This is a genomic window from Nocardia sp. bgisy118 (genome assembly GCF_057708605.1).
The window spans coordinates 95820-122001 of the sequence record NZ_JBYISM010000019.1 but is presented as its reverse complement, the minus strand read 5'-3'; the positions used below and the strand labels follow the sequence as shown (position 1 = coordinate 122001).

At 69.2% G+C, this 26182-nt stretch carries 25 protein-coding genes; 13 read left to right on the top strand and 12 right to left on the bottom strand.

The window, feature by feature from the left end:
* Positions 1-106: 106 nt before the first annotated feature.
* A complete protein-coding gene (locus AC3EO7_RS23025; RefSeq protein WP_431966670.1) occupies positions 107-1003 on the bottom strand; it encodes a LysR family transcriptional regulator in 897 nt (298 codons plus the stop codon).
* A 121-nt stretch (positions 1004-1124) separates the two neighbouring features.
* On the opposite strand from AC3EO7_RS23025, the gene AC3EO7_RS23020 reads away from it, so the two are divergent.
* From AC3EO7_RS23020 to AC3EO7_RS23000, 5 genes are all read left to right on the top strand, one after another.
* Positions 1125-2057, top strand: a complete 933-nt coding sequence (locus tag AC3EO7_RS23020; protein WP_431966668.1) for an EamA family transporter — start codon at positions 1125-1127, stop codon at positions 2055-2057.
* 291 nt (positions 2058-2348) lie between these two features.
* Positions 2349-4067, top strand: a complete 1719-nt coding sequence (locus AC3EO7_RS23015; RefSeq protein WP_435592359.1) for a hydroxysqualene dehydroxylase — start codon at positions 2349-2351, stop codon at positions 4065-4067.
* 108 nt (positions 4068-4175) lie between these two features.
* Positions 4176-4808 carry a pyridoxamine 5'-phosphate oxidase family protein gene (locus AC3EO7_RS23010; RefSeq protein ID WP_435592358.1) on the top strand — a complete coding sequence of 211 codons (633 nt, stop codon included), beginning with the start codon at positions 4176-4178 and terminating at the stop codon, positions 4806-4808.
* Between the two features lie 292 nt (positions 4809-5100).
* The gene (locus AC3EO7_RS23005; RefSeq protein ID WP_431966799.1) at positions 5101-6321 is read left to right on the top strand and encodes a Mur ligase family protein; all 1221 of its coding nucleotides are present in this window, start codon (positions 5101-5103) and stop codon (positions 6319-6321) included.
* The gene (locus AC3EO7_RS23000; protein ID WP_435592357.1) at positions 6314-7024 is read left to right on the top strand and encodes a type 1 glutamine amidotransferase; all 711 of its coding nucleotides are present in this window, start codon (positions 6314-6316) and stop codon (positions 7022-7024) included. The genes AC3EO7_RS23005 and AC3EO7_RS23000 overlap by 8 nt, the downstream gene beginning before the upstream one ends.
* A gap of 1 nt (position 7025) precedes the next feature.
* Here the strand turns inward: AC3EO7_RS23000 and AC3EO7_RS22995 are convergent, their stop codons facing one another.
* The 4 genes from AC3EO7_RS22995 to AC3EO7_RS22980 all read right to left on the bottom strand — a co-directional run bounded on the left by AC3EO7_RS22995 (position 7026) and on the right by AC3EO7_RS22980 (position 11423).
* On the bottom strand, positions 7026-7400 hold the full coding sequence (locus AC3EO7_RS22995) for a type II toxin-antitoxin system VapC family toxin (protein ID WP_435592356.1): 375 nt from the start codon (positions 7398-7400) through the stop codon (positions 7026-7028).
* Positions 7397-7654: a type II toxin-antitoxin system Phd/YefM family antitoxin gene (locus AC3EO7_RS22990; RefSeq protein WP_431966658.1), complete on the bottom strand. Its 258-nt coding sequence runs from the start codon at positions 7652-7654 to the stop codon at positions 7397-7399. The genes AC3EO7_RS22995 and AC3EO7_RS22990 overlap by 4 nt, the downstream gene beginning before the upstream one ends.
* Positions 7655-7764: 110 nt before the next feature.
* The gene (locus AC3EO7_RS22985) at positions 7765-8679 is read right to left on the bottom strand and encodes a transglutaminase family protein (RefSeq protein WP_435592355.1); all 915 of its coding nucleotides are present in this window, start codon (positions 8677-8679) and stop codon (positions 7765-7767) included.
* Entirely contained in the window at positions 8676-11423 is a 2748-nt protein-coding gene (locus tag AC3EO7_RS22980) for a circularly permuted type 2 ATP-grasp protein (protein ID WP_431966653.1), read from the bottom strand. Before AC3EO7_RS22980 ends, AC3EO7_RS22985 begins: the two co-directional genes overlap by 4 nt.
* Before the next feature lie 386 nt (positions 11424-11809).
* On the opposite strand from AC3EO7_RS22980, the gene AC3EO7_RS22975 reads away from it, so the two are divergent.
* Complete coding sequence (locus tag AC3EO7_RS22975) at positions 11810-12013, top strand: hypothetical protein (RefSeq protein ID WP_431966651.1); 204 nt, start codon at positions 11810-11812, stop codon at positions 12011-12013.
* 45 nt (positions 12014-12058) lie between these two features.
* Positions 12059-12703 (top strand): hypothetical protein, encoded by a 645-nt coding sequence (locus AC3EO7_RS22970; protein WP_431966649.1) that lies wholly within the window; start codon positions 12059-12061, stop codon positions 12701-12703.
* 3 nt (positions 12704-12706) lie between these two features.
* Here AC3EO7_RS22970 and AC3EO7_RS22965 read toward each other — a convergent pair whose 3' ends face one another.
* The 3 genes from AC3EO7_RS22965 to AC3EO7_RS22955 are packed head-to-tail and all read right to left on the bottom strand — an operon-like array spanning position 12707 to position 14327.
* On the bottom strand, positions 12707-13327 hold the full coding sequence (locus AC3EO7_RS22965) for a LysE family translocator (RefSeq protein ID WP_435592354.1): 621 nt from the start codon (positions 13325-13327) through the stop codon (positions 12707-12709).
* A 43-nt stretch (positions 13328-13370) separates the two neighbouring features.
* The gene (recR, locus tag AC3EO7_RS22960) at positions 13371-13979 is read right to left on the bottom strand and encodes a recombination mediator RecR (protein ID WP_431966645.1); all 609 of its coding nucleotides are present in this window, start codon (positions 13977-13979) and stop codon (positions 13371-13373) included.
* Positions 13980-13994: 15 nt separating this feature from the next.
* On the bottom strand, positions 13995-14327 hold the full coding sequence (locus tag AC3EO7_RS22955) for a YbaB/EbfC family nucleoid-associated protein (protein ID WP_431966643.1): 333 nt from the start codon (positions 14325-14327) through the stop codon (positions 13995-13997).
* 128 nt (positions 14328-14455) lie between these two features.
* Here AC3EO7_RS22955 and AC3EO7_RS22950 point away from each other — a divergent pair, with 128 nt between their 5' ends.
* The 3 genes from AC3EO7_RS22950 to AC3EO7_RS22940 are packed head-to-tail and all read left to right on the top strand — an operon-like array spanning position 14456 to position 16258.
* Positions 14456-15028 (top strand): hypothetical protein, encoded by a 573-nt coding sequence (locus tag AC3EO7_RS22950; protein ID WP_435592353.1) that lies wholly within the window; start codon positions 14456-14458, stop codon positions 15026-15028.
* A gap of 46 nt (positions 15029-15074) precedes the next feature.
* Positions 15075-15890 carry a MerR family transcriptional regulator gene (locus tag AC3EO7_RS22945; protein ID WP_435592352.1) on the top strand — a complete coding sequence of 272 codons (816 nt, stop codon included), beginning with the start codon at positions 15075-15077 and terminating at the stop codon, positions 15888-15890.
* A gap of 17 nt (positions 15891-15907) precedes the next feature.
* Positions 15908-16258, top strand: coding sequence for a VOC family protein (locus AC3EO7_RS22940; RefSeq protein WP_431966637.1), 351 nt, complete (start codon positions 15908-15910; stop codon positions 16256-16258).
* Positions 16259-16329: 71 nt separating this feature from the next.
* Here AC3EO7_RS22940 and AC3EO7_RS22935 read toward each other — a convergent pair whose 3' ends face one another.
* Positions 16330-16764 carry an SRPBCC family protein gene (locus AC3EO7_RS22935; RefSeq protein WP_431966635.1) on the bottom strand — a complete coding sequence of 145 codons (435 nt, stop codon included), beginning with the start codon at positions 16762-16764 and terminating at the stop codon, positions 16330-16332.
* Positions 16765-16989: 225 nt separating this feature from the next.
* On the opposite strand from AC3EO7_RS22935, the gene AC3EO7_RS22930 reads away from it, so the two are divergent.
* Both AC3EO7_RS22930 and AC3EO7_RS22925 read left to right on the top strand, forming a co-directional pair.
* Positions 16990-18432 carry an FAD-binding oxidoreductase gene (locus AC3EO7_RS22930; RefSeq protein WP_431966797.1) on the top strand — a complete coding sequence of 481 codons (1443 nt, stop codon included), beginning with the start codon at positions 16990-16992 and terminating at the stop codon, positions 18430-18432.
* Entirely contained in the window at positions 18429-19745 is a 1317-nt protein-coding gene (locus AC3EO7_RS22925) for a class I SAM-dependent methyltransferase (protein WP_431966633.1), read from the top strand. The genes AC3EO7_RS22930 and AC3EO7_RS22925 overlap by 4 nt, the downstream gene beginning before the upstream one ends.
* Before the next feature lie 92 nt (positions 19746-19837).
* Here the strand turns inward: AC3EO7_RS22925 and AC3EO7_RS22920 are convergent, their stop codons facing one another.
* Positions 19838-23464, bottom strand: coding sequence for a protein kinase domain-containing protein (locus tag AC3EO7_RS22920; RefSeq protein WP_435592351.1), 3627 nt, complete (start codon positions 23462-23464; stop codon positions 19838-19840).
* Between the two features lie 175 nt (positions 23465-23639).
* Positions 23640-24281 carry an SgcJ/EcaC family oxidoreductase gene (locus tag AC3EO7_RS22915; protein WP_431966629.1) on the bottom strand — a complete coding sequence of 214 codons (642 nt, stop codon included), beginning with the start codon at positions 24279-24281 and terminating at the stop codon, positions 23640-23642.
* Between the two features lie 235 nt (positions 24282-24516).
* Between AC3EO7_RS22915 and AC3EO7_RS22910 the strand changes: the two genes are divergently transcribed.
* Positions 24517-24957, top strand: coding sequence for a MarR family winged helix-turn-helix transcriptional regulator (locus tag AC3EO7_RS22910; RefSeq protein ID WP_431966627.1), 441 nt, complete (start codon positions 24517-24519; stop codon positions 24955-24957).
* Positions 24958-24974: 17 nt separating this feature from the next.
* Here the strand turns inward: AC3EO7_RS22910 and AC3EO7_RS22905 are convergent, their stop codons facing one another.
* A complete protein-coding gene (locus AC3EO7_RS22905) occupies positions 24975-26063 on the bottom strand; it encodes an esterase-like activity of phytase family protein (RefSeq protein ID WP_435592350.1) in 1089 nt (362 codons plus the stop codon).
* Between the last annotated feature and the right edge of the window lie 119 nt (positions 26064-26182).

The window sequence follows — 26182 nt, the reverse complement described above, 5'->3', positions numbered from 1 at the left end:
GACACGGTCCCGCAGACCCGCTCCCGGAGACCCGCTCGCACAGGCCCGCTCGCGCGGGCTGACTTGCGCGGGACGGCCTGCGCTGCCGCGGCCACACTCCCGGCTGCTACTCCGCGGTGATTTGCTCCGCCGCGGCGCGAAAAGCCGCGAGCACGGTGGCGATCGCGGGCCGTCGCTCGGCGTGCGGACGGGTGACCAGGTCGTAGTTGCGAGCGGCCCGCACACCGGCGAGCCGCAGCACCGCGAGATCCGGGTGCGCGACCGCGAAGCGTGGCATCAGCGCGACGCCGTAGCCGGACGCCACCAGCGTCTCGATGACGCGAAAGTCGTTGAGCCGCTGCGCTATGCGCGGCTGCACCCCGGTCACGGTGGCGATCGATTCGAGCACGTCGTCCACCGGGAAGCCGCCGCGCACGCTCAGCCAGGTCTCCTCGGCGAGCTCGGCCGGGGTCACCGAGGACTGCCCGGCCAGCCGGTGCGTCGGCGCGACCACCACGTCGATGGGCTCGCGCATGAGGAAGCGTGTGGCGATGCGCGGCCCGGCGACCGATCCGGAACGCTCGTCGCGGTGGGTCAGCACGATGTCGTAGTCGGCGAGCAGGCGCGGCACGCCGCTCGGCGGCACGTCCTCGTCGCGGGCGACGACATCGACATCGCTGCCCGCCAGCGCCGGAAGCACCAGTGGCAGCAGCAAAGCGGCGCCGGACGGGAACAGCGCGACGCGCACCCGCCCGCGCGGGGAGCCGCGGTAGTGCGCCATCTCCGCCACCGCCCGGTCCACGGCGGCGAGGACCTCGTCGGCGCGAACCACCAGCGCCTGCCCGGCATCGGTGAGCCGGATGCGGCGGCCGTCCGGTTCCAGCAGCGCGACACCGGCCTCCTTGGCCAGCGTCTTCAGTTGCTGGGAGACCGCCGACGGCGTCATGGAGAGCGCCTCCGCCACGGCCGAAATGGTGCCGCGGTCGGCGAATTCGCGCAGCACCCGCAGCCGGTCCACGGACATCGGCGGACCTTGCGGCTCGATAGGCACCGGCGCACCCCTTCCCAAACATGAAGTATTTCTACATTATCAGTGCAGTTTTATTCGATTGTGCTGATGCTTTTCGGGCTCGACCATGGTGTGCGTGACCAACCGCGACCGCCTGTTCGGCCTCACCGTCGTCCTGCTCTGGGGCCTGAACTTCATCGCCATCCGGGTCGGCCTCGACCACTTCCCGCCACTGTTCTTCGCGGCCCTGCGCTTCGCGGTGCTCGCGGTGCCGGTACTGATGTTCGTGCCGCGCCCGAACGTGCCGCCGCGCTGGTTGCTGTTGTACGGGACGGGTTTCGGCGTGCTGCAGTTCGCGTTCCTGTTCACCGCCATGCGCGCGGGCATGCCGACCGGGCTCGCTTCGCTGGTGCTGCAATCCTCCGCACCGTTCACGGTGGTGCTCGGCGCGCTGCTGCTCGGCGAGCGGTTGCGTCCGATCCAGCTGAGCGGCTTGTTCGTCGCGGTGGCCGGGATCGTGGTGATCGGCGCCGACCGCATGCACGTCGCTCCGCTGCTGCCGCTGCTGCTGACCCTGGCGGGCGGACTGGGCTGGGCCTTCGGCAATATCGGCTCCCGGTTGGCCGCGGCCGAGGGCGGCGTCAACCCACTGCACCTGACGCTGTGGATGACGGTGGTGCCGCCGCTGCCGCTGTTCGCCCTGTCCGCGCTCACCGAGGGACCCGCGACAGGGTGGCGGGCGCTGGCCGACATCGCGTCGCCGACCGGGTGGCCCGCCCTGATCGGCTTGGCGTACATCGTCGCGCTGGGCACTGTCGCGGGTTCGGGGCTGTGGACATTCCTGATGAGCCGCTACCCCGCGGGTGCAGTCGCGCCGTTGTCGCTGCTGGTCCCGGTCGTCGGAATCGCCGCGGCCTGGGCATTACTGGACGAGACGCCCACCGCCTGGCAGTTGATCGGCGGTGCGATCGTGATCGCGGGCGCGTTCGTCGCCACCACCGGCGGCGGCGCGCCGAAGGCCGGGAAGGCGGTCGCGCCGGATCGGGTCGCCGAACCGGCGTTGCGCTGAGGGGCCGCCCGAGTGGGGTTCGCCCGAGTGCGAGTCTGCGAATTGCGAGTTTCGGGAAGTAGCTCGCACCGCGCGCGGGCGGCGGTACTCTCGGGGCGCTGTACTCCACGCGGCGAGATTCGATACCGGCCGCGACCGGCGGCGGCAGGGGCGGGTGGGATGGTCCCGAGCAGGCGCTTTACAGTGAGTCCGGCGGTGAAGGTAGGGTCCGAAAGCTAGGCAGCAGAGTCGCGCATGGCAGAAAAGCGATGGGCCGTCTCGCGAAGAACGATGCTTCGCGGCACGGTGGCAATGGGGGTTTCGACGGCGGGAGCGCTGTCGGCCGGTGGGCTGAGACCCGCGCCCGCCTCGGGCGCTCCGAACGGCAGGCGCGTGGCGGTGCTCGGCGGCGGGGTCGCGGGCCTCACCGCGGCACATGAGCTGGCCGAACGCGGATTCCAGGTCACCGTCTACGAGAGACGCGCGCTCGGCGGCAAGGCGCGCAGCATCCCGGTGCCAGGCACCGGATCCGGCGGACGTCCCGATCTACCCGGCGAACACGGCTTCCGCTTCTTTCCCGGCTTCTACCAACACATTCCGGACACCATGCGCCGGATTCCAGTCGCGGGCAACGCCGATGGCGTGTGGAACAACCTGATCGGAATGCCCGAGGCGCGCATGTCCCGCCGCGGCGGTGACGACTTCCGTGTTCCGCTCGGCTTCCGCGCCAAACCTGTCAGTCCCAGTCCGGAGGACTTCCGCGAGACCGTCGGCGCGGCCATCGCGACCGCGCTGAAAATGACCCCCGCCGAAGGACTTTTCTTCGCCAACCGGCTGCTGGTGTTCAACACCAGTTGCGACGCACGCCGTTTCGGCCAGTGGGAGCGGATGGCCTGGCGCGATTTCGTCGGCGCCCACGACCGTTCCCACGAATTCCGCGCGCTGATCTCGCGCACGCTGACCAGCATCATGGTCGCCGCCAAGGACAACCTCGCCAGTGTGCGCACCATCGGCAACATGGGCGAGCAGTTCCTCGGCAATCCGTTCGAGATCGGCAACGACGGCGCGCTGGACCGGGTGCTGAACGGACCGACCAATTCGGCGTGGATCGAGCCGTGGACGGCGTTGCTGCGCGAGCTCGGCGTCGAGTTCGCGGTGGGTGCGGAGGTACGCGGGCTGGAAGTACGCGATCGGCGCATCTCTGGCGCTCGCATCGTCGACGCCGGCGGCAGCCGCACCGTCGAGGCCGATTACTTCGTGGTGGCGCTGGCCGCCGAGCAGGCCCGCGCGCTGTGGTCGCCGGACGTGCTCGCGGTGCGCCCCGAGCTGGCCGCGATGGACGGGCTGTTCGTGGACTGGATGACCGGCATGCAGTTCTACCTGCGCAGACCGGCCGAGATATCCAAGGGCCACACCGCCTACATCGACGCGCCGTGGTCGCTCACCTCGATCAGCCAGAACCAGCTGTGGACGCGCAAGCTCGCCGAATTCGGTGACGGCACCGTGCAGGACTGCCTCTCGGTCGACATCTCCGACTGGAACACCCCCGGCATCCTGTACGGCAAACCCGCCAAAGAGTGCACGCACGAGGAGATCGCGCGCGAGGTGTGGGCGCAGTTGCAGGCCCATCTCAACGACCGCGGCGAAGAGCTGCGCGACGCCGATCTGCACTCCTGGTTCCTCGACCCCGCGATCGTCTGGCAGTCCGACCAGCGCCGCAACACCAACGCCGACCCGCTGCTGATCAACACCGCCGGATCGTGGGACTACCGCCCCGAACCGCACGGCGACCTGGAAAACCTGTTCCTCGCAGGCGATTACGTGCGCACCAACGTCGACCTGGCCACCATGGAGGGCGCCAACGAATCGGCGCGCGCCGCGGTGAACGCGCTACTCGACGTGGCGGGCTCGGACGCGCCGCGGTGCCGGATGTACACGCTGTACCGGGCCACGGAGCTGGAACCGTTGCGGCGCATGGACGCCGACCGGTACGCGGCCGGCCAGCCGAACCTGTTCGACGTGCAGTTCTGACCGTCTCTCCGCGCGACCCGCCGGTGGCTTCGGCGGCTGTGACGGATCTCCCTGCCGTCGTTAGATATTCCGTCGCCCGTGCCGCGGCGACGGTGCTTCAATCGAAAGATGGGCGAGACCACGGAGATCACCGACCCCGCCGACCTGCGCGCACTGCTCGGCGCGGTGATGCCGCGCGCGGCGACCAAGGAGCGCATCGCGCTGCACCCCCGCGACCGCGAGTGGATCGCCAACTCCCCTTTCCTGGTGATGAGCACCGGCGACGCCGACGGCAACTGCGACGCCTCGCCCAAGGGCGACCCGGCGGGTTTCGTGAAGGTGCTCGACGACCACACCATCGCCATCCCGGAGCGCCCCGGCAACCGCAGAGCCGACGGCTACCTCAACATCCTGTCCAACCCGCACGTCGGCCTGCTGTTCCTGATCCCGGGCCGCCGCGAAACCCTGCGCATCAACGGCCGCGCCCGGCTGGTTCGCGACGCCGCGTACTTCGACGACATGGTGGTCAAGGGCCACCGCCCGATCCTTGCCGTCGAGGTCGCCATCGACCAGATCTTCTTCCACTGCGCCAAGGCGTTCATCCGCAGCCACCTGTGGGAGCCGGAGGAGTGGGCCGCCGACACGTTGCCCAGCGCCGCGTGCCTGGTCAAAGAGGTGCAGGCGGATGTCACGGAGACGGTCGAGGAGTTGGAGCGGTACTACTCGCCGGAGAATTACGCGACCAAGTTGTACCGGGACTGATCCGGGCCAGCGGGCTCCCCCACGCGGTCTACCTCGCCCCACCAACACCACCACCCCCAACAGCCCCACCCCCTGACTTTTCGCACATACGCCGTGGACGCTTCACACAGGCACCGACTATGTGGGGCGCTCGAAAAGTGTGTGACATCGAAAATGGCGGTGCACTACGCGCACGCACCGCCCCACCGACCGCGCGCGAACACCGCCCAACGTGACAGCGCGCACCCCCGCCGACGCTGTCGAAGCACCGCCCGCACCTCGCACATAGACTCTCGGCGTGGCGAAGATATCGATGCGTGGGCGGATCGCCCTGCGGGCCGCGGCGGCAGCGTCGTGGGCCTCGCAGAAGGCGGGACGCGGCAAGGGTTCGATGATCGGCGGCCTGATCGCGTTGAAGATCGATCCGACGATCATGGATCAGCTCGGACGCGGCAGGCGCACGGTGCTGGTGACCGGCACCAACGGCAAGTCGACGACGACGCGGATGACCACCGCCGCGCTGAGCACCCTCGGCCAGGTCGCCACACAGGCCGACGGCGCCAACATGGACGCGGGGATCGTCGCCGCGCTGAGCACGCACCAGGGTGTGCCGCTGGCCGCCATCGAGGTGGACGAACTGCATCTGCCGCACGTCAGCGATTCGCTGAACCCGGCCGCCGTGGTGTTGCTGAACCTCAGCCGCGACCAGCTGGACCGGGTCGGCGAGATCAACATGATCGAGCGCAAGCTGCGCGCCGGGCTCGCCCGCCACCCCGACACCGTGGTGATCGCGAACTGCGACGACGTGCTGGTCACCTCGATCGCCTACGACCACCCGAACGTGGTGTGGGTCGCCGCGGGCAGCGGCTGGGCGATGGACGCGACGAGCTGTCCGCGCTCCGGTGAGCCGATCGTGTGGGAGGGCACGCACTGGCGCAGCACGGGCACGGATTTCGAACGACCGCAACCGGATTGGTGGCTCGACGGGAACGATCTCGTCGGCCCCGACGGCGAACGCCACGTGCTCGAGCTGGCGCTGCCCGGCCGGGCCAACCGGGGCAACGCCGCGCAGGCGGTGGCCGCCGCGGTCGCGCTCGGCTCGGAAGCGGCCAAGGCCGTCGCGGCCGCCGGGACGGTGCGCGAGATCGCCGGGCGCTACCGCACCGTGCAGGTCGGCGAGCACGCCGCGCGACTGCTGCTCGCCAAGAACCCCGCGGGCTGGCAGGAAGCGCTGTCGATGATCGAGCCGACCGCGGCCGGGCTGGTGATCGCGGTGAACGGGCAGGTGCCCGACGGCGAGGACCTGTCCTGGCTGTGGGACGTGCGTTTCGAGCACTTCGAGGGCGTGCAGGTGGTCGCCTCGGGCGAGCGCGCCACCGACCTCGCCGTGCGGCTCACCTATGCGGGCGTCGAGCACACCACCGTGCCGGATCCGGTGCGCGCCATCGCTTCCTGTCCGCCAGGACGAGTCGAGGTGCTCGCCAACTACACCGCGTTCCGCGACCTCAACCGCGACTTGGAGAATCATGGGTGACTCGACGGTACGGATCGGCCTGGTGCTGCCCGATGTGATGGGCACCTACGGCGACGGCGGCAACGCGCTCGTGCTGCGCCAGCGGCTGCGCATGCGCGGTTACGACGCCGAGATCGTGGAAATCAAGCTGCCCGAACCGGCTCCGAACTCGCTGGACATCTACACCCTGGGCGGCGCGGAGGATTCGGCGCAGCGGCTGGCCACCCGTCATTTGCAGCGCTACCCGGGCTTGCAGGAGGCGGCCGCGAAAGGCGCTCCGGTACTGGCCATCTGCGCCGCCATCCAGGTGCTCGGCAACTGGTACGAGACCTCGTCGGGCGAGCGCGTCGACGGCGTCGGCCTCATCGACGTGACCACCTCACCGCAAGCCAAGCGCGCCATCGGCGAGGTGACGACCAGCCCCATGCTCACGGGTCTGAAAGCGCCGCTCACCGGCTTCGAAAATCATCGCGGCGGAACGAAACTCGGCCCCGCGGCGACCGGATTGGCGCGCGTCACCCGCGGCGTCGGCAACGGAGTCGGCGACGGTCTCGAGGGCGTGGTCCAGGGCTCGGTGATCGGCACCTACATGCACGGCCCCGCCCTCGCCCGCAACCCCGAACTGGCCGACCTCCTGCTCACCCGAGCCCTCGGCGTCGACGCGCTCGAGCCGCTGAACCTCCCCGAGGTCGACCAGCTCCGCCGCGAACGCCTCCGCGCCTGAGCTACACCGCCAGAATCGGCACGTCGTACTTCTGGCAGTAAGGATCCGCGGTGACGAGCGTCAGGTTCTCGCATCGAGCCTGAGCGACCAACATCCTGTCGAACGGGTCGCGGTGAATGAGTGGCAGACGCCCAGCGGCCATGGCGTGGTCGTGGCCTATGGGCAGTTCGACGAATCCGCTGGCGCGGATGCGTTCCGGGAGGTCGTCGGGTCCGGCGAGTTCGCCGAGGGCCTGCTTGATGGCGACCTCCCAGACCGTCACCGCACTCAGGTAGACGTCCGGGTCGTGATCGAGCCGGTCCTTCAGGTCACTGGCAAGCTGCGGATCGTCGTTCAGCCACCACAGTACGACGTGCGTGTCCAGCAGCAGACTCATGGCGCAAGCCCGAAGTCGTCGCCGATCGCCGCGCTGGTCTCCTCGGAGTCCCAGTCAGCGCTCAAGACCAGCTGGCCACGCAAGGAACCACGCCCGGTGCGGTCCACCCGGCGAATGAGGGGAACCACCTTGGCGATCGGGTGGCCCGCCCGGCTGATCACGATCTCCTCGCCGTGCTCGACACGTTCGAGGATGCGCGAAAGATGCGTCTTTGCCTCATGGATGTTGAACTGCTCTGCGGCATTACCCGACATGACTCCTCCTTAGCCAAGGGGTTAGTCCACGATGGCGCTTCGTGCCATCGAAACAGATAGGCGGCGTGCATGGTGGCCGCAATACTGGCAAGCGGAGTCGCGCAGCGCGTTCACACCTCGACGGGAGCGACGTCCACCGACACGGTGATCGTGCTTTCCTTGGCCTCGGTGTAGATGATGCCGCGCAACGGCGGCACATCCGCGTAGTCGCGACCCCACGCGGCGACGACGTAGCGCTCGTCGGCGAGCTGATCGTTGGTGGGGTCGAAGCCGATCCAGCGACCCGCGCGGTCGGCCTGGCCATCCCCCGGTATCCACACCGCCGCCCAGGCGTGCGTGGCATCCGCGCCGACCATGCGCGCCTTTCCGGGCGGCGGGTCGGTGGCCAGATAGCCGGACACGTACCGCGCGGCCAGTCCGTGCGACCGCAGGCAGGCCGCACCGATCCTGGCGAAATCCTGGCAGACGCCGGTGCGCGCGGCGAACACGTCGATGACCCTGGTGGAGACGTTCGTCGAGCCGGAGCGGTAGGTGAAGTCGCGGTGGATGCGGGTGGTCAGCTCGGTCACCGCGGCGAGCAGCGGACGGCCGGGTGTGAGCGATTGCGCGGCGTACGCGGTGACCTCGTCGGTGATCTCCGGCGGATGCAGGTCCAGGGTGAATTCCACGGCCAGCGGACCGTTCCCGTGGCCGGGGCGGGCGGACTCCCAGGGCAGCAGCGCCGGGCCGTCCACAGGCTCGGCGGGCGGGTCGACCTCGACAATGGACTCGGCGCCGACGAACAGCTCCCGGTGTTCGGCCGTGACGTGGAAGTAGCAGGTGGTGTTGCCGTACACGTCGGTGCCGATGGACCGGTCCGACGGCACCGGATCGATGTGCACGTCGTGCGCGAGCAGCCGCTGCCCGGGGAACTCGCGCGGCGTGAGATAGGCCCGCCCATAGGAGCTGGTGACTTGCTCGGAGTAGGAGTACGTGGTGCGATGCGCCACCCGATACCGCCGGGCCGCACCGTCGCCGCCGATCATCCGACCACCCGGGTGGTGCCCCACAGCGGCTGAATACCCACCGGCAGCGAGAGTTTCGTCGTCTCGAAGGATTCCGCGATCTTGCGCAGCCGCAGGTGCACGCCTTCGAGCAGGTCGGCCAATTCGGTGCGCCTCCCGTTCTCGTCGGTGAACTCCAGCTCGTCCGGGTCCAGGCGACGCAGCATGCGCTGGGCGTCGGCGAGCAACCGCTGCGGCCGTGAGGATCCCGAGGCGCCGGGCAGGGCGGCGAAATCCACCTCGAGCCGTTCCAGCTGATAGGCCAGCGACCGCGGGTTGCCCCTGTCGAACAGCAGCAGTCCGGCGACCGCCGAGACCCGGACCGAATCCCGGTGCCGCCGACGGTAACTCACCGAGGACTCAGCGGCCTGCAACACCGCCTCGGTGACCACCCGCTGCGCCTCCGCGGGGTAGGTCTCGGTCAAGGCCGCGGACAGCAGCGCCGTCACGGCGAGTCCGCGCTCGACGCGTTTGCCGATATCCGTGACATACCAGCCGATGTCGCGCACCACGGACTCGGACCAGATGCCGGAGAGTGAGAGCACCGCGGCGAGGGTCTGCGAATGCACCGCGGAGAGCGCCGTCTCCTGATCGCCGCCGCTGCCCCGGTATTCGGCGAGCGCCCGGTCCACCGAGCTCAGAATCATCCAGGTGTCGTGCGAGAGCTGGTCGCGCACGGCGCGCGCCGACGAGCCGTACCGATCGATCGCGAACGCCAGCGATCCGGGCAGTTCACGGTCGATGGTCAACGATTCGAGATAGTCGTGCCCCTCGCGGGACGCACCCGCCACCGCGGCCACCCAGCCGTTGCCGTGCTCGGCACCTTCCGCCGGGGGCCCCTCGACGGGGAAACCCGTTGCCGCACCGGGTGACTCGGCGTCGGCGGCATGCGGCGGACGCACGTCGTGGACGACAGCGTCGGGTGCAGTCGTGCCGGTGGTCACGGCCAGCGCCGACATCAGCACGGTCACCGCCTCCGCGCCCTCCATCCATGGCCGGTAGCGGAAGTCCTGGTAGCGGTCGTGGGTGGCCATGAGCAGGCGCACCGCCGCCTCGGCGCGCTCGCCGTAGCGGCCCATCCAGAACAGATCGTTGAGCACGCGGGGCGAGCTGATCGCCTCGACGACGGGCGCGGTTCGCCGCTCGCGCGCCTCGTGCGGGGGTTCGGCGCTGACGGCCGTCGTCGCGGCGGGCGCGGCGCGGACCCAGACGTCCTTGGCCGCGATCTTGATCACCACCCGGTCCGGCTGGGTGCGCTGGCGCAGCTGACCGAGGCCGCCCGCCATCGCGGTGTACCCGCCGCGACGAGCCATCGAGAAGAGCCGCATGCCCACCGGCGACGCCGCCAGACCGCCGTAACCCTGCACGGCCGGGGCCACCGAGAACTGGGCCGGTTCCTGGCCGACCCAGCGCCAGCCGTCCGCCTCGATGCGCCGACGCAACTCCTCGCGCATGGTGGCTGTGAGATCCGGCCCGAACAGCGTGGCGCCGTCCACCGTCGACCGGATGATCAGCTTCTCCAGATTGGCGAGCAGATGCGAACGCTCGCTCGGGTCGCCGCCCCAATACGTGGGCGCGCTGTCCAGCAGCAGGTCCTCGCCGAGCAGCGCGCGGGAGATCCGCGGCAGAAACGCCGCCAGCGCAGGGTTTTCCAGCAATCCGCTGCCCAGCGTGTTCACCACGGTCACCGCGCCGCGGCGCAGCACCTCGACCAGCCCGACCACCCCGAGATGCGAATCCGGGCGCAGGTCCAGCGGATCGGAGAATTCCGCGTCCACCCGCCGCAGCACCACGTCCACCCGCCGCAACGTGCCGAGCGAGCGCATCCACAGCGCGCCGTCGCGCACCACCAGGTCGGCGCTCTCGACCAGCGGGAAACCCAGCGTCGACGCGAGATACGCCTGATCGAAGGCGGTTTCGGACTGCACGCCCGGGCTCAGCACCACCACCACCGGATCGTCGTCGGCCACCGGCGCGGCCTCGATCAGCAGCAGCCGCATCGCCCTGGCGAACGGCGTGAGCGGGCGCGGGCTCGAATGCTCGAACGCCTCCGGGATCGCGGTCGAGACCACGCGCCGGTCGGCCAGCGCGTAACCGGCCCCCGACGGCGCCTGCGCCCAGTCGGCGATGGCGCGGAACTCGCCGTCGCTCCACCGGCTGATGTCGCAGGCGTGCAGGAACAGCTGATGCCGTCCGGGAATCGTGATGCCGTGCGCGGCGCGCACATAGCCCGTGTTGCCGAACACGACCTCCGGTGGCAGCAGCCCCGAGGTGATGGTGCGGCGCGAACCGTAGACATCGGTGAGCACTTCGTCCAATACCCGGGAGCGCTGCACCAGACCGGCCTCCAGGCGGGTCCAGTCGTCGGCGGAGACCAGCAGCGGAATCGGGTCGAGCCGCCACGGCGTCGGAATCGCGGCCTCGCCCGCCCGCACTACCTCGGTGTAGGTGATGCCGTCGTCCTCGATCAGCCTGCGCACCCTGGTGTCCAGCCTGCCGAGCCCCGCGATGCCGATCTCGACGAAGTCGGCCGAGAGCTCCGACCACATCGGCCGCACCGTGCCTTCGGCGTCGACCAGTTCGTCGTAGTAACCGCCGGTGGGCCTGCCGCATTCGTCGTAAGCGCCGCTGTGCCCACCCTCGGCCCGATACCGCGCGAACTGCTCGGCGATCTGTTCCCGCACGTCGGCGGCCGTCGCCGCCGGGGGCACCGCATCGGCGACCATGCCGACCTCACCTCCGCTGTCAGACGTCGCGCGTCCGGCCGTGACGCACGCGCGTCCGATCCGCACCGCACCGGTCGCCGACCGGTCCCCAGACGGTGCGGGCGCGACGTGAATTGCCTGCCTGGCACGTCGAAGTCGGTCGACTGTGCTGCCATCTTCGCACGTGAATCCGCGCGATCGACCCGAGTCGCGGTGTGTCCACCCCCCTCGACACAACGATTGCGACGCGATTGCGCGGCCTTTTGGGACTCTCGCGCTTGGCGCGCAACGCCTTCAGCACACGATCTTGCGCCGTGCAGTCCGCCGACACGCCCGTCCCGCCTCCCACCATCGGCCCGAGGCGAGTGCTAAGACCGAATAACCAATTGATCTCGTCAGGAGGTCCCATGCGCGTGACATGCCCATCCTGCGAATCCGCGGTAGACCACTGCCACGGCACCCTGATCGTCCACGCGGGCCGCGGCCCCGAATGCACCGACGCCGGCTGCCTCTCCTACTGCCATACTCGCCATACCTTCGTCGTCGGCTGCGGCGACATCGCAGGCGGCTGCGCCTGCGCGACCGAAACCCCGACCCGCCGCCGCGCCTGACCCGGTGCCCGAAGAAGGCACGGTAGCTCCCCGTACGCTGGCCGGGTGAACTACGACCACGTGTTGTTGCCGTCCGGTGTTGCTGCGAACCCGACCGAGGTGGAGGCGTATCTGGTCGGGCAGCAGGGGGTGGCCGAGGCCGCGGTGGTCGCGGAGATGGCGGCGGAGATCAACGAGCGGAATCTGGAGCTGCCGGAGGAGGACAGCTTCCTCAGCGAGGAGTCGGTGGGCGGGGCGGCGAACGGCGCCGTGCTGCACGTGGCGTGCCCGTACGACGCGATCGGCTACGTGCGCGAGCTGCTCTTCGACATCGCGACGCCGCGGGGCTACGCGATCTACGACCCGCAGCTCGCCTGGGTGATCGACCCGGCGGAGCACGTGCCGGTCTCCGTCACCCACGGCGGCGCGGGCACGTTCCCTTATCTCACCGAAACGCTTGTGCGGCAGTGGGTTCCGGAGCTCGCGGCGCCCAACCCGTATCTGATCGTCGAGCGGTCCGACCACGACTACATCCAGACCTATCGCGGCAAGCCCGGCGAATACACGGTCGAATACCGCGACGGCGGACCCGATCGGCACTACGGCGCCACCGTCGAGGACCCCGCCACGGTCGCGGACCTGATCTGGGCGTGGACCACCGGCGAGCGGGACGCATTCGCGCGCGTCCAGTGGACCCGCGTGGAGTTCTGACCGCTACTGGTTCTGCACGGCCAGCCGCCCCGCGAGCGCGACGAACGACGCACCGAACACCCGCCGCATCCACGTCACCACCATCGGCCGCGCGATGACATATGTGCGCACCGCCGCCGCGCACGCGCCGTAGGCCGCGAACACCACGAAGGTGGCCAGCATGAAGATGCCGCTCAGCTCGAGCATGCGGGCCAGCGCGTTCGGCGCGCCCGCGGGCACGAACTGCGGCAGGAACGCGAAGAAGAAGATCGTCAGCTTCGGATTCAGGATGTTGAGCAGCACCGCCGAGGTGATCACCTGGCGTGCGCTCGGCGCGGCGCGGCCGGTCCCGGTATCGGGGATGGCGAGCGCGCCCTTGTCCCGCACCGTGTTCCACGCCATGTACAGCAGGTAGGCGACACCGAGGTACTTCAGCGTCTGGAAGGCGACGGCACTGGCGTTCAACAGCGCCGCGAGACCGGTCACCGCCGCGATCATGTGCGGGATGATGCCGAGGGTGCAGCCGAAGGCCGCGACGACGCTGGCGCGCACACCGCGGGACAGTCCGGCCGCGAGAGTGAAGAGGACGCCGGTGCCCGGGGTGGCGACGATGACGAGCGTCGTCAGCAAGAACTCGATGCTCATCCCCCGCACTGTAATCCGCGCAGCCGGACGAAGTCCCGGGAACTTACAACGCGCGCCTGCCGGAAAGGGCTCGGCCCAGGGTCAATTCGTCGGCGAATTCCAGATCGCCGCCCATGGGCAGACCGGAGGCGAGCCGGGTCACCGCGAGACCGGGGAAATCGCGCAGCATCCGCACCAGGTAGGTGGCCGTCGCCTCGCCCTCGGTGTTCGGGTCGGTCGCGATGATCACCTCGCTGACGTCCACGCCGTCCTGTTGATTGCCGATGCGCCCCAACAGCTCCCGAATGCGCAGCTGGTCGGGCCCGACACCGCTGAGCGGGTCGAGCGCTCCGCCGAGCACGTGGTAGCGGCCACGGAATTCACGGGTGCGCTCGATCGCCTGCACATCCTTGGGCTCTTCGACCACGCAGATCATGGTGCGGTCGCGGCGAGGGTCGGCGCAGATGCGGCACAGTTCGCCGTCGGAGACGGTGCCGCACACCACGCAGAACTGCACGCCGTCGCGCACCTTCTGGAGCGCGGCCTGCAACCGGTCGATCTCCGGCGGCTCCACCTGGAGCAGGTGAAACGCGATGCGCTGCGCGCTCTTCGGACCGACGCCGGGCAGCTTGCCCAGCTCGTCGATCAGATCCTGTACCGGACCCTCGTACAACCGTCCCGTCCTCGATCAGAAATCCGGCAAACCGGGCAGCGAACCGCCGCCGGAGAGCGGTCCGAGGCGCTCGGCCGCCAGCCGCTGCGCGTTGCTCATCGCGTCGTTGACCGCGCCGATCACCAGATCCTGCAGGCCCTCGACGTCATCGGGGTCGACCACCTTCGGGTCGATGGTCAGCGACACCACCTCGCCCGTCGCCTTGATCCGCACCTGGACCAGACCCCCGCCGGCCTGTCCCTCCACCTCGGAAGCCGCGATCTCGGCCTGAGCCTGCATCACCGCCTGCTGCATCTGCTGCGCTTGGGCGAGTAGTTGCTGCATGTCGAACTGACCCTCAGGCTGCACGGCTCGTCCTCTCTGGGGGAGATTGTCACGGTTCAGACTAGTCCTCCCCCGTATGCCGAGACAGCCAGCCCCGACCCGCCTAGCCTGGAGGTGGGTCGGATACCGGTTCGTGAATTCTGGAGACAGCAATGAGCACAAACCGCGTACTTCTCGTGGGCGCCATCGCGGTTTCGGCCCTCTTTCCGACCTTGTTCCCAGCTCCGGCCGCGTCGGCAGATCCCGAGGTGACCCCCGCGGCCTCCGACTACGGCGGCGGCTGCGTGCTGTATCCCGAGGACAAGGCGGCCACCCTGGATTCGCTGCGCCTCCGTTGCTCGGCCGAGCAGCAGGACGCGATCTTCCACGACTCGCCGGCCGGTGCGGTGCCGATCGGCGTCAAGGACGGCTGGGTGGTCAGGCCCGCCTACGTTCAAGGCATCACGCCGAGCCTGTGGATCGGGAAGACCTTCTACACCGGCCCCGACGGCGGCTATCTGCTGAACCGGCTGACCGGCGCGGGCACGGAAGGCTGGCGGGCCGACGTGTATCGCGCACCCGCGATCCTGGACGGCGGCCCGGCGTGGGCGCTGAACTACGACCCGTCGCCGACCCCGCCGCTCTATGACGAGATCCGCGAGGTGACCCCCGGCGTGTGGCTCGGCTACTCGTGGTGGCGCGGCGCGCTCCAGACCACCCTGCTGCTGACTTTCGCGCTTGCCTGAACGGGTCGCTTGACTCTCCCCTCACTGGAGGGTGTTCGCTGAGCGCATGACCGCGACCGTCTCGATCGGTGAGTTCGCCAGGCTGACCTACCTGAGCGTGAAGACGCTGCGCCACTACCACGACATCGAGCTGCTCGAACCGGTGTCGGTCGACCCGGGCTCCGGTTACCGGCGCTACTCCACCGAGCAGGTGGCGCAGGCCCATCTGATCCGGCGGCTGCGCCGCTTGGACATGCCGCTGCCCGAGATCAAGGCCGTACTCGCCGCGCCGGACATCTCCGCCCGCGACAGCGCGCTGCGTGCGCATCTGGAGCGCATGGAGGCGGAACTCCAGCGGACGCGCGCGGTGGTGACCTCGCTGCGTTCGCTGCTGACCGAGCCCGCGCCGATCTCGGTGAGCTACCGCTCGATTCCGGCGTTTCCGGCGCTGGCCGTCACCGACTTCGTCGAGCGCGACGGGATCGATTCCTGGTGCAGTCGCTCGTTCACGCTGCTCTACGAGACCTTGGCGGCCGCGGGCGTGGCCCCCGCAGGGGTCGGCGGCGCGACCTACGCGATGGACTTCTTCGAAGACGACGCCGGCGAGGTGGTCGCGTTCGTGCCGATCACGACGCGCGAGGCCATCGAACCGCCCGAGGGACTGTCGGTGCTCGAACTTCCCGCGCGCCGCTTCGCCGTCGCCGTGCACAGCGGCGCCTTCGAGGACTTCGACCGCACCTACGGCGCGCTGGGCAGCCATGTCGCCGAACACGACACCGCGCTGCCCGAACCGGTGCGCGAGCTCTACCTGGTGGCCCCGAACGACACCGACGACCCCACCGAATACCTCACCGAAGTCTGCTGGCCCATCGGCGGACGCTGAGACAGGAGAGAACGACCATGACGCTGTCCATCGCCAACGTCACCTTCGATTGCGAGAATGCCGCTGCGCTCGCCGGATTCTGGGCGGAGCTGCTCGAACAGCGCGTCGACGAGGAGGCCAGTGAGTTCTTCGCGACCGTCGGACGGGCATCGGGACATTCGCCGTTGCTGATGTTCATCAAGGTGCCGGACAAGACGCCGGGCAAGAACGTCGTGCACCTGGACCTGCAAGCGCCGGATTGGCGCGATCACGTCGAGCGCGCGGTCGCCCTCGGCGCGAAGCACGTCGCCGATTTCGACGAGTACGGGCAGCAATGGGCCACGCTGGCCGACCCGGAGGGCAACCTGTTCGATATCGGCGCCGCTTGACGATCGCCGAACGCAGCGGCCGGGCCCTGTTCCAGGACCCGGCCGCTGCTTCGCTCGATTCGGATTCGAGCTCAAGCCAATTCGCGCCGCAGGTTCTCCAGCACCTCGGCCTGGATCTTCTTCAGCCCCAGCGGCGCGAAGATGCCCTCGAAGATGCCCGAGATGCCGCCCGCGCCCTTCCAGGTCGTGCGCAGTGTGACCTGCGCGCCGTCGCCCTCCGGCGTCACGGTCCAGGTGTTCACCATGGTGGAGTTCGAGTCGCGCTCGGTGACAATGGAATCCGACACCGAAACGACGGCGTGCACATTGCGCGAGCGCTTTTCGGTGGCCTGCAAAGTCCATTCGGCCACGGTGCCCGCGCCCTTGCCGCCCTCGACGACCTTGTAGTCGCGGTAGTGCGGAGAGAGGATGCGCGGACGCACCGTCACGTAGTCCGCGATGGCGTCGAGCGCGCGCTTCGGATCCGCGGCGACGGTGATCGAACTGCTGGCGCTGACCTGTCCCACAATGAGCTCCTTGTCCGGATGCGGTGTCTCGACCGCCCCCTATCCTGCCCTGCGCCCTTGCCGCTTCGCTCGCCAGCCCGATCTTGTTCCGATTCGTGTCCGATGACGTGACTGCCACCTCGAACACCGGGTATTCCCGATGCAACATTCCCGTGACATTTATCCCGGCTCGATCAATTCTCAGTGGCTGTAGGTCACGGTGCGTACTAGCGTCGAGGGGTGGCAGTGAGTCTGTTGGGGAAGGCCGGTCACAGTCCGGCCGCACGCGAATCAGGGTTTGCCGCGCATCGAGCGGGTGTGGATCGCCTCCTGGCGAGTTATCGCGCCATACCCGCGAACGCCAACGTGCGGCTGGCGAAGAAGACCTCGAACCTGTTCCGGGCGAGGGCCAAGAACACCGCACCCGGCCTGGACGTCTCAGGCCTCACCTCGGTGATCGCGGTGGACAGCGCCGCACGAACCGCCGACGTCGCGGGCATGACCACCTACGAGGACCTGGTGGCCGCGACCCTGCCGTACGGGCTGGCGCCGCTGGTGGTTCCGCAGCTCAAGACCATCACGCTCGGCGGCGCGGTCACCGGACTCGGCATCGAGTCCACCTCGTTCCGCAACGGCCTCCCGCACGAGTCCGTGCTGGAGATGGACGTGCTGACCGGAGCGGGCGAGTTGATCACCGCGCGGCCGGACGGCGAGCACGCGGATCTGTTCCGCGGCTTCCCCAATTCCTACGGCACGCTCGGCTACACCGTCCGGCTGAAGATCGAGCTCGAGCGGGTCGAGCCCTATGTGGCGCTGCGCCACGTGCGATTCCGCGACCTGCGGGAACTGGAGGCCGCGATCGCGCGGATCGTGGACGAGAAGTCCTACGACGGCGAGCGGGTCGACTACCTGGACGGCGTCGTCTTCACCGCCGACGAGAGCTACCTGACCCTCGGCAGGCAGACCGACGAGCCGGGCCCGGTCAGCGACTACACCGGGATGGACATCTACTACCGCTCGATCCAGCACGGATCCGCCGAACCCACGCGCGATCGCCTCACCATCCACGACTACCTGTGGCGCTGGGACACCGACTGGTTCTGGTGCTCGCGGGCATTCGGCACGCAGAACCCGAGGATCCGGCGGTTCTGGCCGAAGCGCTACCGGCGCAGCAGCTTCTACTGGAAACTGGTCGCCCTCGACCACAAGTACGACATCGGCGACAAGCTGGAGGCCCGCAAGGGCAACCCGCCGCGCGAACGGGTGGTGCAGGACATCGAGGTCCCGGTGGAGCGCACCGCGGATTTCGTCGAGTGGTTCCTGCGCGAGATCCCGATCGAGCCGATCTGGCTGTGCCCGCTGCGCTTGCGGGACACGGGCGCGCCCGCCGCGACGAGCGGACGCGCCTGGCCGCTCTACCCGATCGAGCCGAACCGGACCTACGTCAACGTGGGATTCTGGTCGGCCGTGCCCACCGTTCCCGGACAGCAGGAGGGCGCGGCCAACCGCGCCATCGAACGCACGGTGACCGAATTCGACGGGCACAAATCGCTGTACTCGGACGCTTTCTACGACGAGGACGAGTTCGCGGCGCTCTACGGCGGCGAGATTTACACCGAAGTGAAGAAACGCTACGACCCGGACCAGCGCTTGCTGGATTTGTATTCGAAGGCGGTGCAGAGGAAATGACGACTTTCAAGGACCGTTCCGACGTGTTCGCGGATCTGGGAACCAAGCTGAGCATTGCCGAGATCTTCGAGAGCCTCGTCGACGGCGAGGTCCCGATTCGCCTGACCGCCTACGACGGCAGCGCGACCGGGCCGGAGGATTCGGACTACACCCTCGACATCAAGACGCCGCGCGGCATCAACTACCTGGCCACCGCGCCCGGTGATCTCGGCATGGCGCGCGCCTACATCGCGGGCGACATGACCGCCTCCGGCGTCCACCCCGGCGACCCGTACGACCTCCTGAAGGCGATGCAGGACTTGAATTTCCGGCGTCCCTCGGCGCTCGCGCTGGTCACCATCGCACGCTCGCTCGGGTGGGAGCGGCTCAAGCCGGTCGCGCCGCCGCCGCAGGAGACGCTGCCGCGCTGGCGCCGGATCGCATTCGAGGGCCTGCGCCACTCCAAGACCCGCGACGCGGAGGCCATCCACCACCACTACGACGTCTCGAACGCCTTCTACGAGCACGTCCTCGGCTCCTCGATGACCTACACCTGCGCGGTCTACGGCGACGAGAACTGGACGCTGGAGCAGGCCCAGGAGAACAAGTACCGCTTGGTCTTCGACAAGTTGCGGCTGAAGGAAGGCGACCGGCTGCTCGACATCGGCTGCGGCTGGGGCGGCATGGTGCGCTACGCGGCGCGGCGCGGCGTGAAGGTCATCGGCGCGACGCTCTCCGCGGAACAGGCCGAATGGGCGCAGCGCAAGATCGCCGAAGAAGGGCTCGCCGATCTGGCCGAGGTGCGCCACTCGGACTACCGCGACGTGCCCGAGGGCGAGTTCGACGCGGTGTCCTCCATCGGCCTCACCGAGCACATCGGCGTGCACAACTACCCGTTCTACTTCGAATTCATCAAGAGCAAGCTGCGCGACGGCGGCCTGTTCCTGAACCACTGCATCACCCGGCCGGACAACACCCGCACCACCAAGGCGGGCGATTTCATCGACCGGTACGTGTTTCCGGACGGCGAACTGATCGGCTCCGGCCGCATCATCTCCGAGATCCAGAACATCGGGCTCGAGGTGCTGCACGAGGAGAACCTGCGCGAGCACTACGCGCTGACCCTGCACGAATGGTGCAAGAACCTGGTCGCCAACTGGGACGCCTGCGTCGAGGAAGTCGGCGAGGGCACCGCCAAGGTATGGGGTCTGTACATGGCGGGATGCCGGCTCGGCTTCCAGCGCAACGTGGTTCAGCTGCACCAGGTGCTCGGGGTCAAGCTGCCCGCCGACAGAACGTGGACGGTCCCGCTGCGCCCCTGGTGGGAGGCGTGACCCGCTGACGCTGGTTCGCGACCGGCATCGCTCGGCTCAGCCGGTCGACGTGTACCCGCCGATGCACGCGGATTCGTAGCGCTGCCCGCTTGTCAGTCCAGGAGTTCTTCCAGGAACACGGCGGGTAGCGTCACGTCCTCGAGCTGATCGGGCGCGGCGTGCATCTCGGTGAGCAGCACGCGCAGGATGGCGACCACGCCCGGTCCGGCGTCGAGCAGCGGGCGGGTCCAACCCAGTTCCGCGCAGGTGGCGGCGGCGGGAAGCAGCAGGCCCGCGGCCTCACCGACCCAGCCGGAGGCGGCGAGGCATTCGGCGAGCAGCAGGGCGGTGTCCAATTCCGCTCGGGGACGGTCCTGTTCGAGCATCCGGCCGTGCAAGGCACGGGCGCGGCGCACGGCGGTGTCGTCCGAGTGCAGGGCCTTGCGCGCGAGCAGGCCGCGGATACCGGCGAGCTCCTCGGCTTCGGCCGTGAGCGCGGCGGAGCCGACCAAGCGGTGATGCACGACGCCGAGCGCCTCCGCCTGCCCGTCGCCGTGCGCCACGGCCTCGACCGGCAGGCCGAGCCGCAACCGTTCGGCGCGGATGTGCGCGGCCAGCCGGACCAAGCGCTGCTCGGCGGCCACGCGGGCGCCGTCGTCCAGCCGGGCCGCCGCGGTGGCGAGATCGCCGCGCACCGCCTTCACCCTGGCGCCGGTGACGAATGTCGAGATCAGGAAGTCGACCGGACCGACCCGGGTGACCAGCTGGTGGCTCTCGTCCAGCAGCCGGTCGGCGGTGTCGAGATCGCCTCGGCGATAGTTCAATTCGCCGAGCAGCGCCGAGGCCACCCGCACCGCGTCGGTACGCGGACCCGAGCGGAGCCTGGCCGTCTCCCACGCCTGCTGGAAACACTGGGTCGCGGTGGCGATATCGAGCTGCTCGTAGGCCGCCGCGCCCTGCCCGCACAGACCGAACACCGAACCGAGCGGATCCTTCGAGACGGCGTGGTATCGGGTCGCCCACTCCTGGATCGAGCGAGCGCCGTCGAAATCGAACTCGCACAGCCGCACGAACGAGATGAGGTTCGCCGCGGTGGACACGGTCCAGGCGGGCAGCTCGTCCGCATGCTCCAGGCATCCCTCGATCCGATCGAGCACGCCCTCGGTGTGGTCCCGCGCGATCTGGTCGGCGGCGGCGAGTACCGTGGCCTCCCACCGCTGCTGGACCACGTCGGCGTCGCCCGACGAGCCGCGGGCCAGCATGTTCGACAGTCTGCCGAGCGCGCTGCGCGCCGCGGTGGACTGCTGCAGATTCACGTTCGCCCGTGCCACCGCCATCAGCAGCTTGGATCGCGAAGCGACCTGCTGCACGGGCAGTTTCGACACCGTGCCGAGCAGGGTGGCCAGCCGGGAGGCGTCGATCAGATCCATGCCGCCGCCCTCGAGCAGGTCGAGCGCCATCTTCAGATCCGCCGCGGCCAGCGCGTGGTCCACCGACTTGCGTAGCAACTGATGTTCGGCGTACCAGCGGGAGGCCTTGCGATGCTGCGACTTCAGTTTGCCGGGTTGCGTCCGCTCCAGCCGGGCCCGCAGATGCTCGGCGAACAGCGGCTGCATCCGGTACCACTCCGGATCGTGCTCGATGCGGCGCAGGAACAGCTCACGCTGCTCGGCTTGGGCGAGCAGCAGCTCGGCCTCGCTGTCGTCGGACAGCGCGGCGGCCAGCGGAGCCGAGACGCGCTCGGTCACCGAGATCGCGGTGAGGAAATCCAGCATTCGCGGTTCGAGCGCGTCGAGCACGTTCTCGGCGAGGTATTCGCGGATGCCGTGACTGCCCTCCGACAGCGTCGCGATCAACTGGTCGGCGTCGACGTTGCCGCGCAGCGAGAGGCTGATCAGCTGAATGGCGGCGGGCCAGCCGTCGGTCGTCTCGTGGATCTGCTCCAGCTGGGCCTCGGTGAGCGCGAAACCGTTGCGCTCCACCAGGATCTGCCTCGTCTCGGCCATGGTCAGCCGCAGCGCCGCCGAACCGATCTCGACCAGTTCGTCGTGCACTCGCATCCGGCTGGTCGGCAGCCCGGACTGTTCCCTGCTGGTCACCACGAAGCGCAGGTGGTGGCAGCCGTTGTCGAGCAGCGACTCCATCACGCGGTGCGTGCCGGGATCGCTGACGCGATGCCAGTCGTCGACCACCACCACGATGGTTTCCTCGCCCGCGTGAATCTCGTTGATGAGGGTCGTCATGACGTAGCCGACCGCATCGCCCGCGCGTTCCTCGAGCGCTCGGTCGAGACCGGCGCCGATATCGGGCCGCACCCGGTGGATGGCCTGGATGAGGTGGGCGAGGAACCAGATCTCGTTGTCGTCGTCCTGGTCGATGCCGATCCACGCGACCGGCACGCCGCCGCCCGCCAGCTCCGCGCGCCACTGCGCGGCCACCATGCTCTTGCCGAAACCGGCGGGGGCGTGGATCATCGCGAGCCTGCGACGGCCGCCGCCGCGCAGGATGTCCATCAGGCGTGGTCGCGGCACCGGTTCGAGGACCGGAGTGGGCGGGTGGAACTTCGTCGCCGCGGTGGGCGGCATGGTGGCCGAACCGCCGGGATGCCGCGACACGGCGGGGCGCAGCGTCAACGGCCAGCTGCGCCGGGTGACCGCGCGCCCGGTGCGCGTGGACGGTTGCGCTTCGACCGGGTGCTCGCCATCGGGTTCTTCGAGCGACACGGCGGTGTCCAGCAGCGCCATCTCGTCGGGCAACTGCTCGTGCTCCCGCTGCACCGAGCGCAGCAACATGCCGAATTCGAACGCCGACTCCGGTCGATCGGCCGGGTCGGGCGCCATGGCCTGCTCGATCGCGTCGGCCACATCGGGCGGGATGTCCTGTTCGCGCAGATCCGGCACCGGCTGGGTGGTGATCCGCAGGAACTGCGCCACCACCTTCTCCCCCGCCTGCCTCTCGAAGGCCGCGTGGCCGGTGAGCAGCGCGAACAGCGTCGCGCCGAGACCGTAGATGTCGGAGCGGACGGTCGGCTCCTCGCCCTTGAGCACTTCCGGCGCGGTGAACGCGGGCGAGCCGGTGATCATGCTGCTCGAGGTGCGGAAGCCGCCGGGGATCCGCGCGATGCCGAAATCGGTGAGCTGCGGTTCGCCGTAGCCGCTGAGCAGCACGTTGGCGGGCTTGACGTCGCGATGCAGGATCTGCGCCCGGTGCGCGCTCTCGATCGCACCTGCCAGCTTCACCCCGGCGCGCAGCGAATCGGCCCAGGTGAGCGGGCCCCGTTCGCGGATGAGCTGTTCCAGCGAGCCGTGCGTGCAGTACGGCATCACGATGATCGGCATTCCGCTGGCGGTGACGTCCACCTGCAGGATGTCGACGATGTTGGGGTGGCCGGAGAGCCTGCCCATGGCCTGCTCCTCGCGGAGGAAGCGCTCACGGCTCTCGACGTCGATCTCGGAGGAGAGCACCTTCACCGCGACGACCCGTTCCAGCGCGGTCTGCAGGCAGCGGTACACCACGCCGAATCCACCCCTGCCGATCTCGACCGCGCCGGAGAGACCCATCACCTCGAGCTCGTCGGCGATGCCGATCGGCTCGTTGCGCTGGGTGTCCGCGCCGCGCCGAGTTTCCCCGACGCGTTGCGTTTCCGCGGCACGCTGCGGGTCGTCCACCCCGGGCTGGGCATTCGAATCGGCCTGGGACGCTTCGGGACTCACCTTGCCCGAGCCCGCCTGTGGATTCACGTGACCACCTCGAACTCACATCGAATCGGCGTCACCGGCGATCGTGGAACATGCCGACGTCGGGCACCGGGGGTCCGGTGTCCGAATCGCCTGCGCATACTCCAACGTAGCGCGGTGTACGGCCGGTTGGGTGGAGATTGCCGCAGTGTCGTCCCCACCTGCGACGGCCGCGTGATCAGCGCTCGGCGGCCGGCCTCGTGTCGGGCGCGAAGAGGAACGAGATCCGCTCCATGACGTTGCCGCGCTTGGTGTTGTGGAAGGCCGCGATCAGCCAGCGTCCGTCCTGCTCGACCAGGGTGTAGGTCTGGGTCTTGGTCAGCTCGTCGGCGCTCTTGCGGTCGCCCTTGTAGGTGTCGCCGCGGCTGGTGACCACCGCCGTGTCGGGACCGTAGAACCGGATGCCGAGGTAGGAGTCGGCGAGCTTGGTGCCCTTCAGGAAACCGTCGAACAGCGCGCGGTGGGCTTCGACGAGATCGGTCTTGCCCTCGTAGTAGGTGCCGACGTAGGTGGTGTACGTGGCGTCCTCGGTGAAGACGCTGCCGAAGGCGTCCGCGTCGCCCGCGGCCCACGCGTCGGTGAGCCGGTCGAGAACGGCGCAGATCTCCGCGACGGCCTCCGGCGTCGCGGCCGCCCCGGACGGGACGACGGTCGCGCAGTCCGAGGTCCCCAGATTGCGGACCTCGGAGGTCTTGTCCAGCCAGAGGTATCCGCCGCCCGCGGCGAGTCCGAGAACGAGAGCCGACGCGGCGAGGATGCGGACGGCCTTGCGGCGACGCGGGTGCGCGGTGCTGGTTGTGGGCGAATCGATGGTGGTCATGACGTCCTCCGTGATAGGTTTCTGCTTAGAAGAACTTTCTTCGCCGAAGATTTCTCTTCGTTGAAGAAGAGATTAGGAGACGGAGGCAATCGTGTCAACAGGGCGATCGGATGGAACGCGACCGGACGCGCCGCAATCGGCTCCGGGGCGATCGGACGCAGCACAAACGGACACAGCACAAACGGCCCCGGCGCAATCCGGCCCAGCGCAATCGGGCCCAGCGCAATCAGGGGCAATGGCGCGCTCGGAGGCGAGTGCGATCTATAGCCGCTATCTCAGCGCGATCATGTTGCACGGACAGGCCGGAGCGCGGGCGGTCGACCTGGGCGCCACCGACCTCTACGCGCTGAATGTCCTGGAACTCAGCGGCCCCATGACGCCGGGAGAACTCGGCGCTCGCACGGGTCTCACCACCGGCCCGACCACCCGGCTGGTCGATCGGTTGGAAGAGGCCGGGTACGTGCGGCGGGTTCCTGTCCCTGGCGACCGGCGCAAGATCACCGTCGAACTGATCGAAACGCCCGCCGACCTGAATCGCGTGCTGGCCCCCGCCCGGCGCCGCGTCGGCGAGATCATCGCCGGATACGAGCCCGAGCAGCGCGAGCTACTGTTCGACTACTTCCGCCGCGCCGCCGACGCGTATTTCCAAGCGACGGAAGAACTTCGCGCCGACTGAGCTCAGTTTTCGAAAGCTCAGCGCACCGCGAGCGCGACCAGCTGGGTGATCTGACCGGCGGCGAAGTTGTCGTCGCTGACGAGCACGAGCGTCCGCTCACCCGAGGGCAGCCGTGGCCCCCAGGTCATGCTCTCGATGTTGTCGATATCCGTCAGCCCGGCCTCGGCCAGGTCGACGAGCAGCCGTTTGGCTACCGGGCGGGCGTCGCCGAGCGGGGCGTCGAGCACGTTGGTCGCGCCCGCGGTGTCGGCCTCGTAGATCCGGATCTTGTCGCCCGCGCCCTCGACGTACGCGCGCTCCAGCACCAGGAATTTCGTGGGATCGAGCGGATCGGCGGCCAGGATCGAGGCGACGCCGTTGCCGCCGCGCCCCGGCTCCGGCCGCGACTCGGCGAACACCGGCTCCATCGGATACGCGTACTGCGCGAGCAAGGGCCCGAAGCGCGCCTGGACGGTGATGCGCGAGATCGCGCCCGAGGTCACCGTCGCCTCGGGACCGTCCTGGAGCAGCGGGCCCTCGACGGCCGTCACGAACAGCGCGCCGCCCGTGGCGAAGGTCGCCGCTTCCAGTGCCGCGTTGCGGCGCGGCCCCGCGTCCGGCCGCATCCGCTCGTTGTCGGGGATCAGCAGTTCGGCGACGAACGTCCCGTCCGGCCGCGCGACGCGCACGGACGGGTCGGCGAGCACGTCGTCCGCGCGCTCGCCTTCCTGGGTCCAGAAGTAGTCGCCCGTCCACGGATCGACGCGAATCTCTTCGGGGTCCACCGATTTCGGCGCGTAGACGGTGCCCGCGGGGGTGCGCAGCGGGTATGTGCCGGTGAAAGTCACCGGGCCGACGCCGTTCGCGTCGACCGTGAAGCGGGCGGTGTAGCCGCGGGCCGGTGCGCGCTCCGAGCGGTCGTCGCTGATCAGCACGTACTCACCCGTGCTCGGCCGATAGTCGATGCCGGACAGTCCGCCGACCGTGGTGCCGTCAAAGTCCATCGCGTGCGGCAGGATCTGCTGACCCAGCAGCCGCACGGCCGGTTCGGCGTGCGCTGTGGGCGCCGCGGTCAGCGCGGCGACGCCGACCGCGAGGGCGAGCGGGAGTCCGGTTCTTCTGCGCACAAGCCACACCGTAGCGGCACCCGCGAACCGCACGGTGAACACCGTCGGAACTCCGGAACGGCGAAAGCCCGCCACCGCGAAAAGCGGTGGCGGGCTTCGCCGTTGCGCGATGACCTACG

Bases quoted from the DNA above. Each gene is read 5' to 3' on its own strand.
- AC3EO7_RS23000 (WP_435592357.1), top strand. From the start codon at position 6,314: ATGGGTGACTCGACGGTACGGATCGGCCTGGTGCTGCCCGATGTGATG.
- AC3EO7_RS22975 (WP_431966651.1), top strand. From the start codon at position 11,810: ATGCGCGTGACATGCCCATCCTGCGAATCCGCGGTAGACCACTGCCAC.
- AC3EO7_RS22945 (WP_435592352.1), top strand. From the start codon at position 15,075: ATGACCGCGACCGTCTCGATCGGTGAGTTCGCCAGGCTGACCTACCTG.
- AC3EO7_RS22915 (WP_431966629.1), bottom strand. From the start codon at position 24,281: ATGACCACCATCGATTCGCCCACAACCAGCACCGCGCACCCGCGTCGC.
- AC3EO7_RS23015 (WP_435592359.1), top strand. From the start codon at position 2,349: ATGGGGGTTTCGACGGCGGGAGCGCTGTCGGCCGGTGGGCTGAGACCC.
- AC3EO7_RS23025 (WP_431966670.1), bottom strand. From the start codon at position 1,003: ATGTCCGTGGACCGGCTGCGGGTGCTGCGCGAATTCGCCGACCGCGGC.
- AC3EO7_RS22965 (WP_435592354.1), bottom strand. From the start codon at position 13,327: ATGAGCATCGAGTTCTTGCTGACGACGCTCGTCATCGTCGCCACCCCG.
- AC3EO7_RS22950 (WP_435592353.1), top strand. From the start codon at position 14,456: ATGAGCACAAACCGCGTACTTCTCGTGGGCGCCATCGCGGTTTCGGCC.
- AC3EO7_RS23010 (WP_435592358.1), top strand. From the start codon at position 4,176: ATGGGCGAGACCACGGAGATCACCGACCCCGCCGACCTGCGCGCACTG.
- AC3EO7_RS23005 (WP_431966799.1), top strand. From the start codon at position 5,101: ATGCGTGGGCGGATCGCCCTGCGGGCCGCGGCGGCAGCGTCGTGGGCC.
- AC3EO7_RS22995 (WP_435592356.1), bottom strand. From the start codon at position 7,400: ATGAGTCTGCTGCTGGACACGCACGTCGTACTGTGGTGGCTGAACGAC.
- AC3EO7_RS22910 (WP_431966627.1), top strand. From the start codon at position 24,517: ATGGCGCGCTCGGAGGCGAGTGCGATCTATAGCCGCTATCTCAGCGCG.
- AC3EO7_RS22940 (WP_431966637.1), top strand. From the start codon at position 15,908: ATGACGCTGTCCATCGCCAACGTCACCTTCGATTGCGAGAATGCCGCT.
- AC3EO7_RS22925 (WP_431966633.1), top strand. From the start codon at position 18,429: ATGACGACTTTCAAGGACCGTTCCGACGTGTTCGCGGATCTGGGAACC.
- AC3EO7_RS22980 (WP_431966653.1), bottom strand. From the start codon at position 11,423: ATGGTCGCCGATGCGGTGCCCCCGGCGGCGACGGCCGCCGACGTGCGG.
- AC3EO7_RS22985 (WP_435592355.1), bottom strand. From the start codon at position 8,679: ATGATCGGCGGCGACGGTGCGGCCCGGCGGTATCGGGTGGCGCATCGC.
- AC3EO7_RS22990 (WP_431966658.1), bottom strand. From the start codon at position 7,654: ATGTCGGGTAATGCCGCAGAGCAGTTCAACATCCATGAGGCAAAGACG.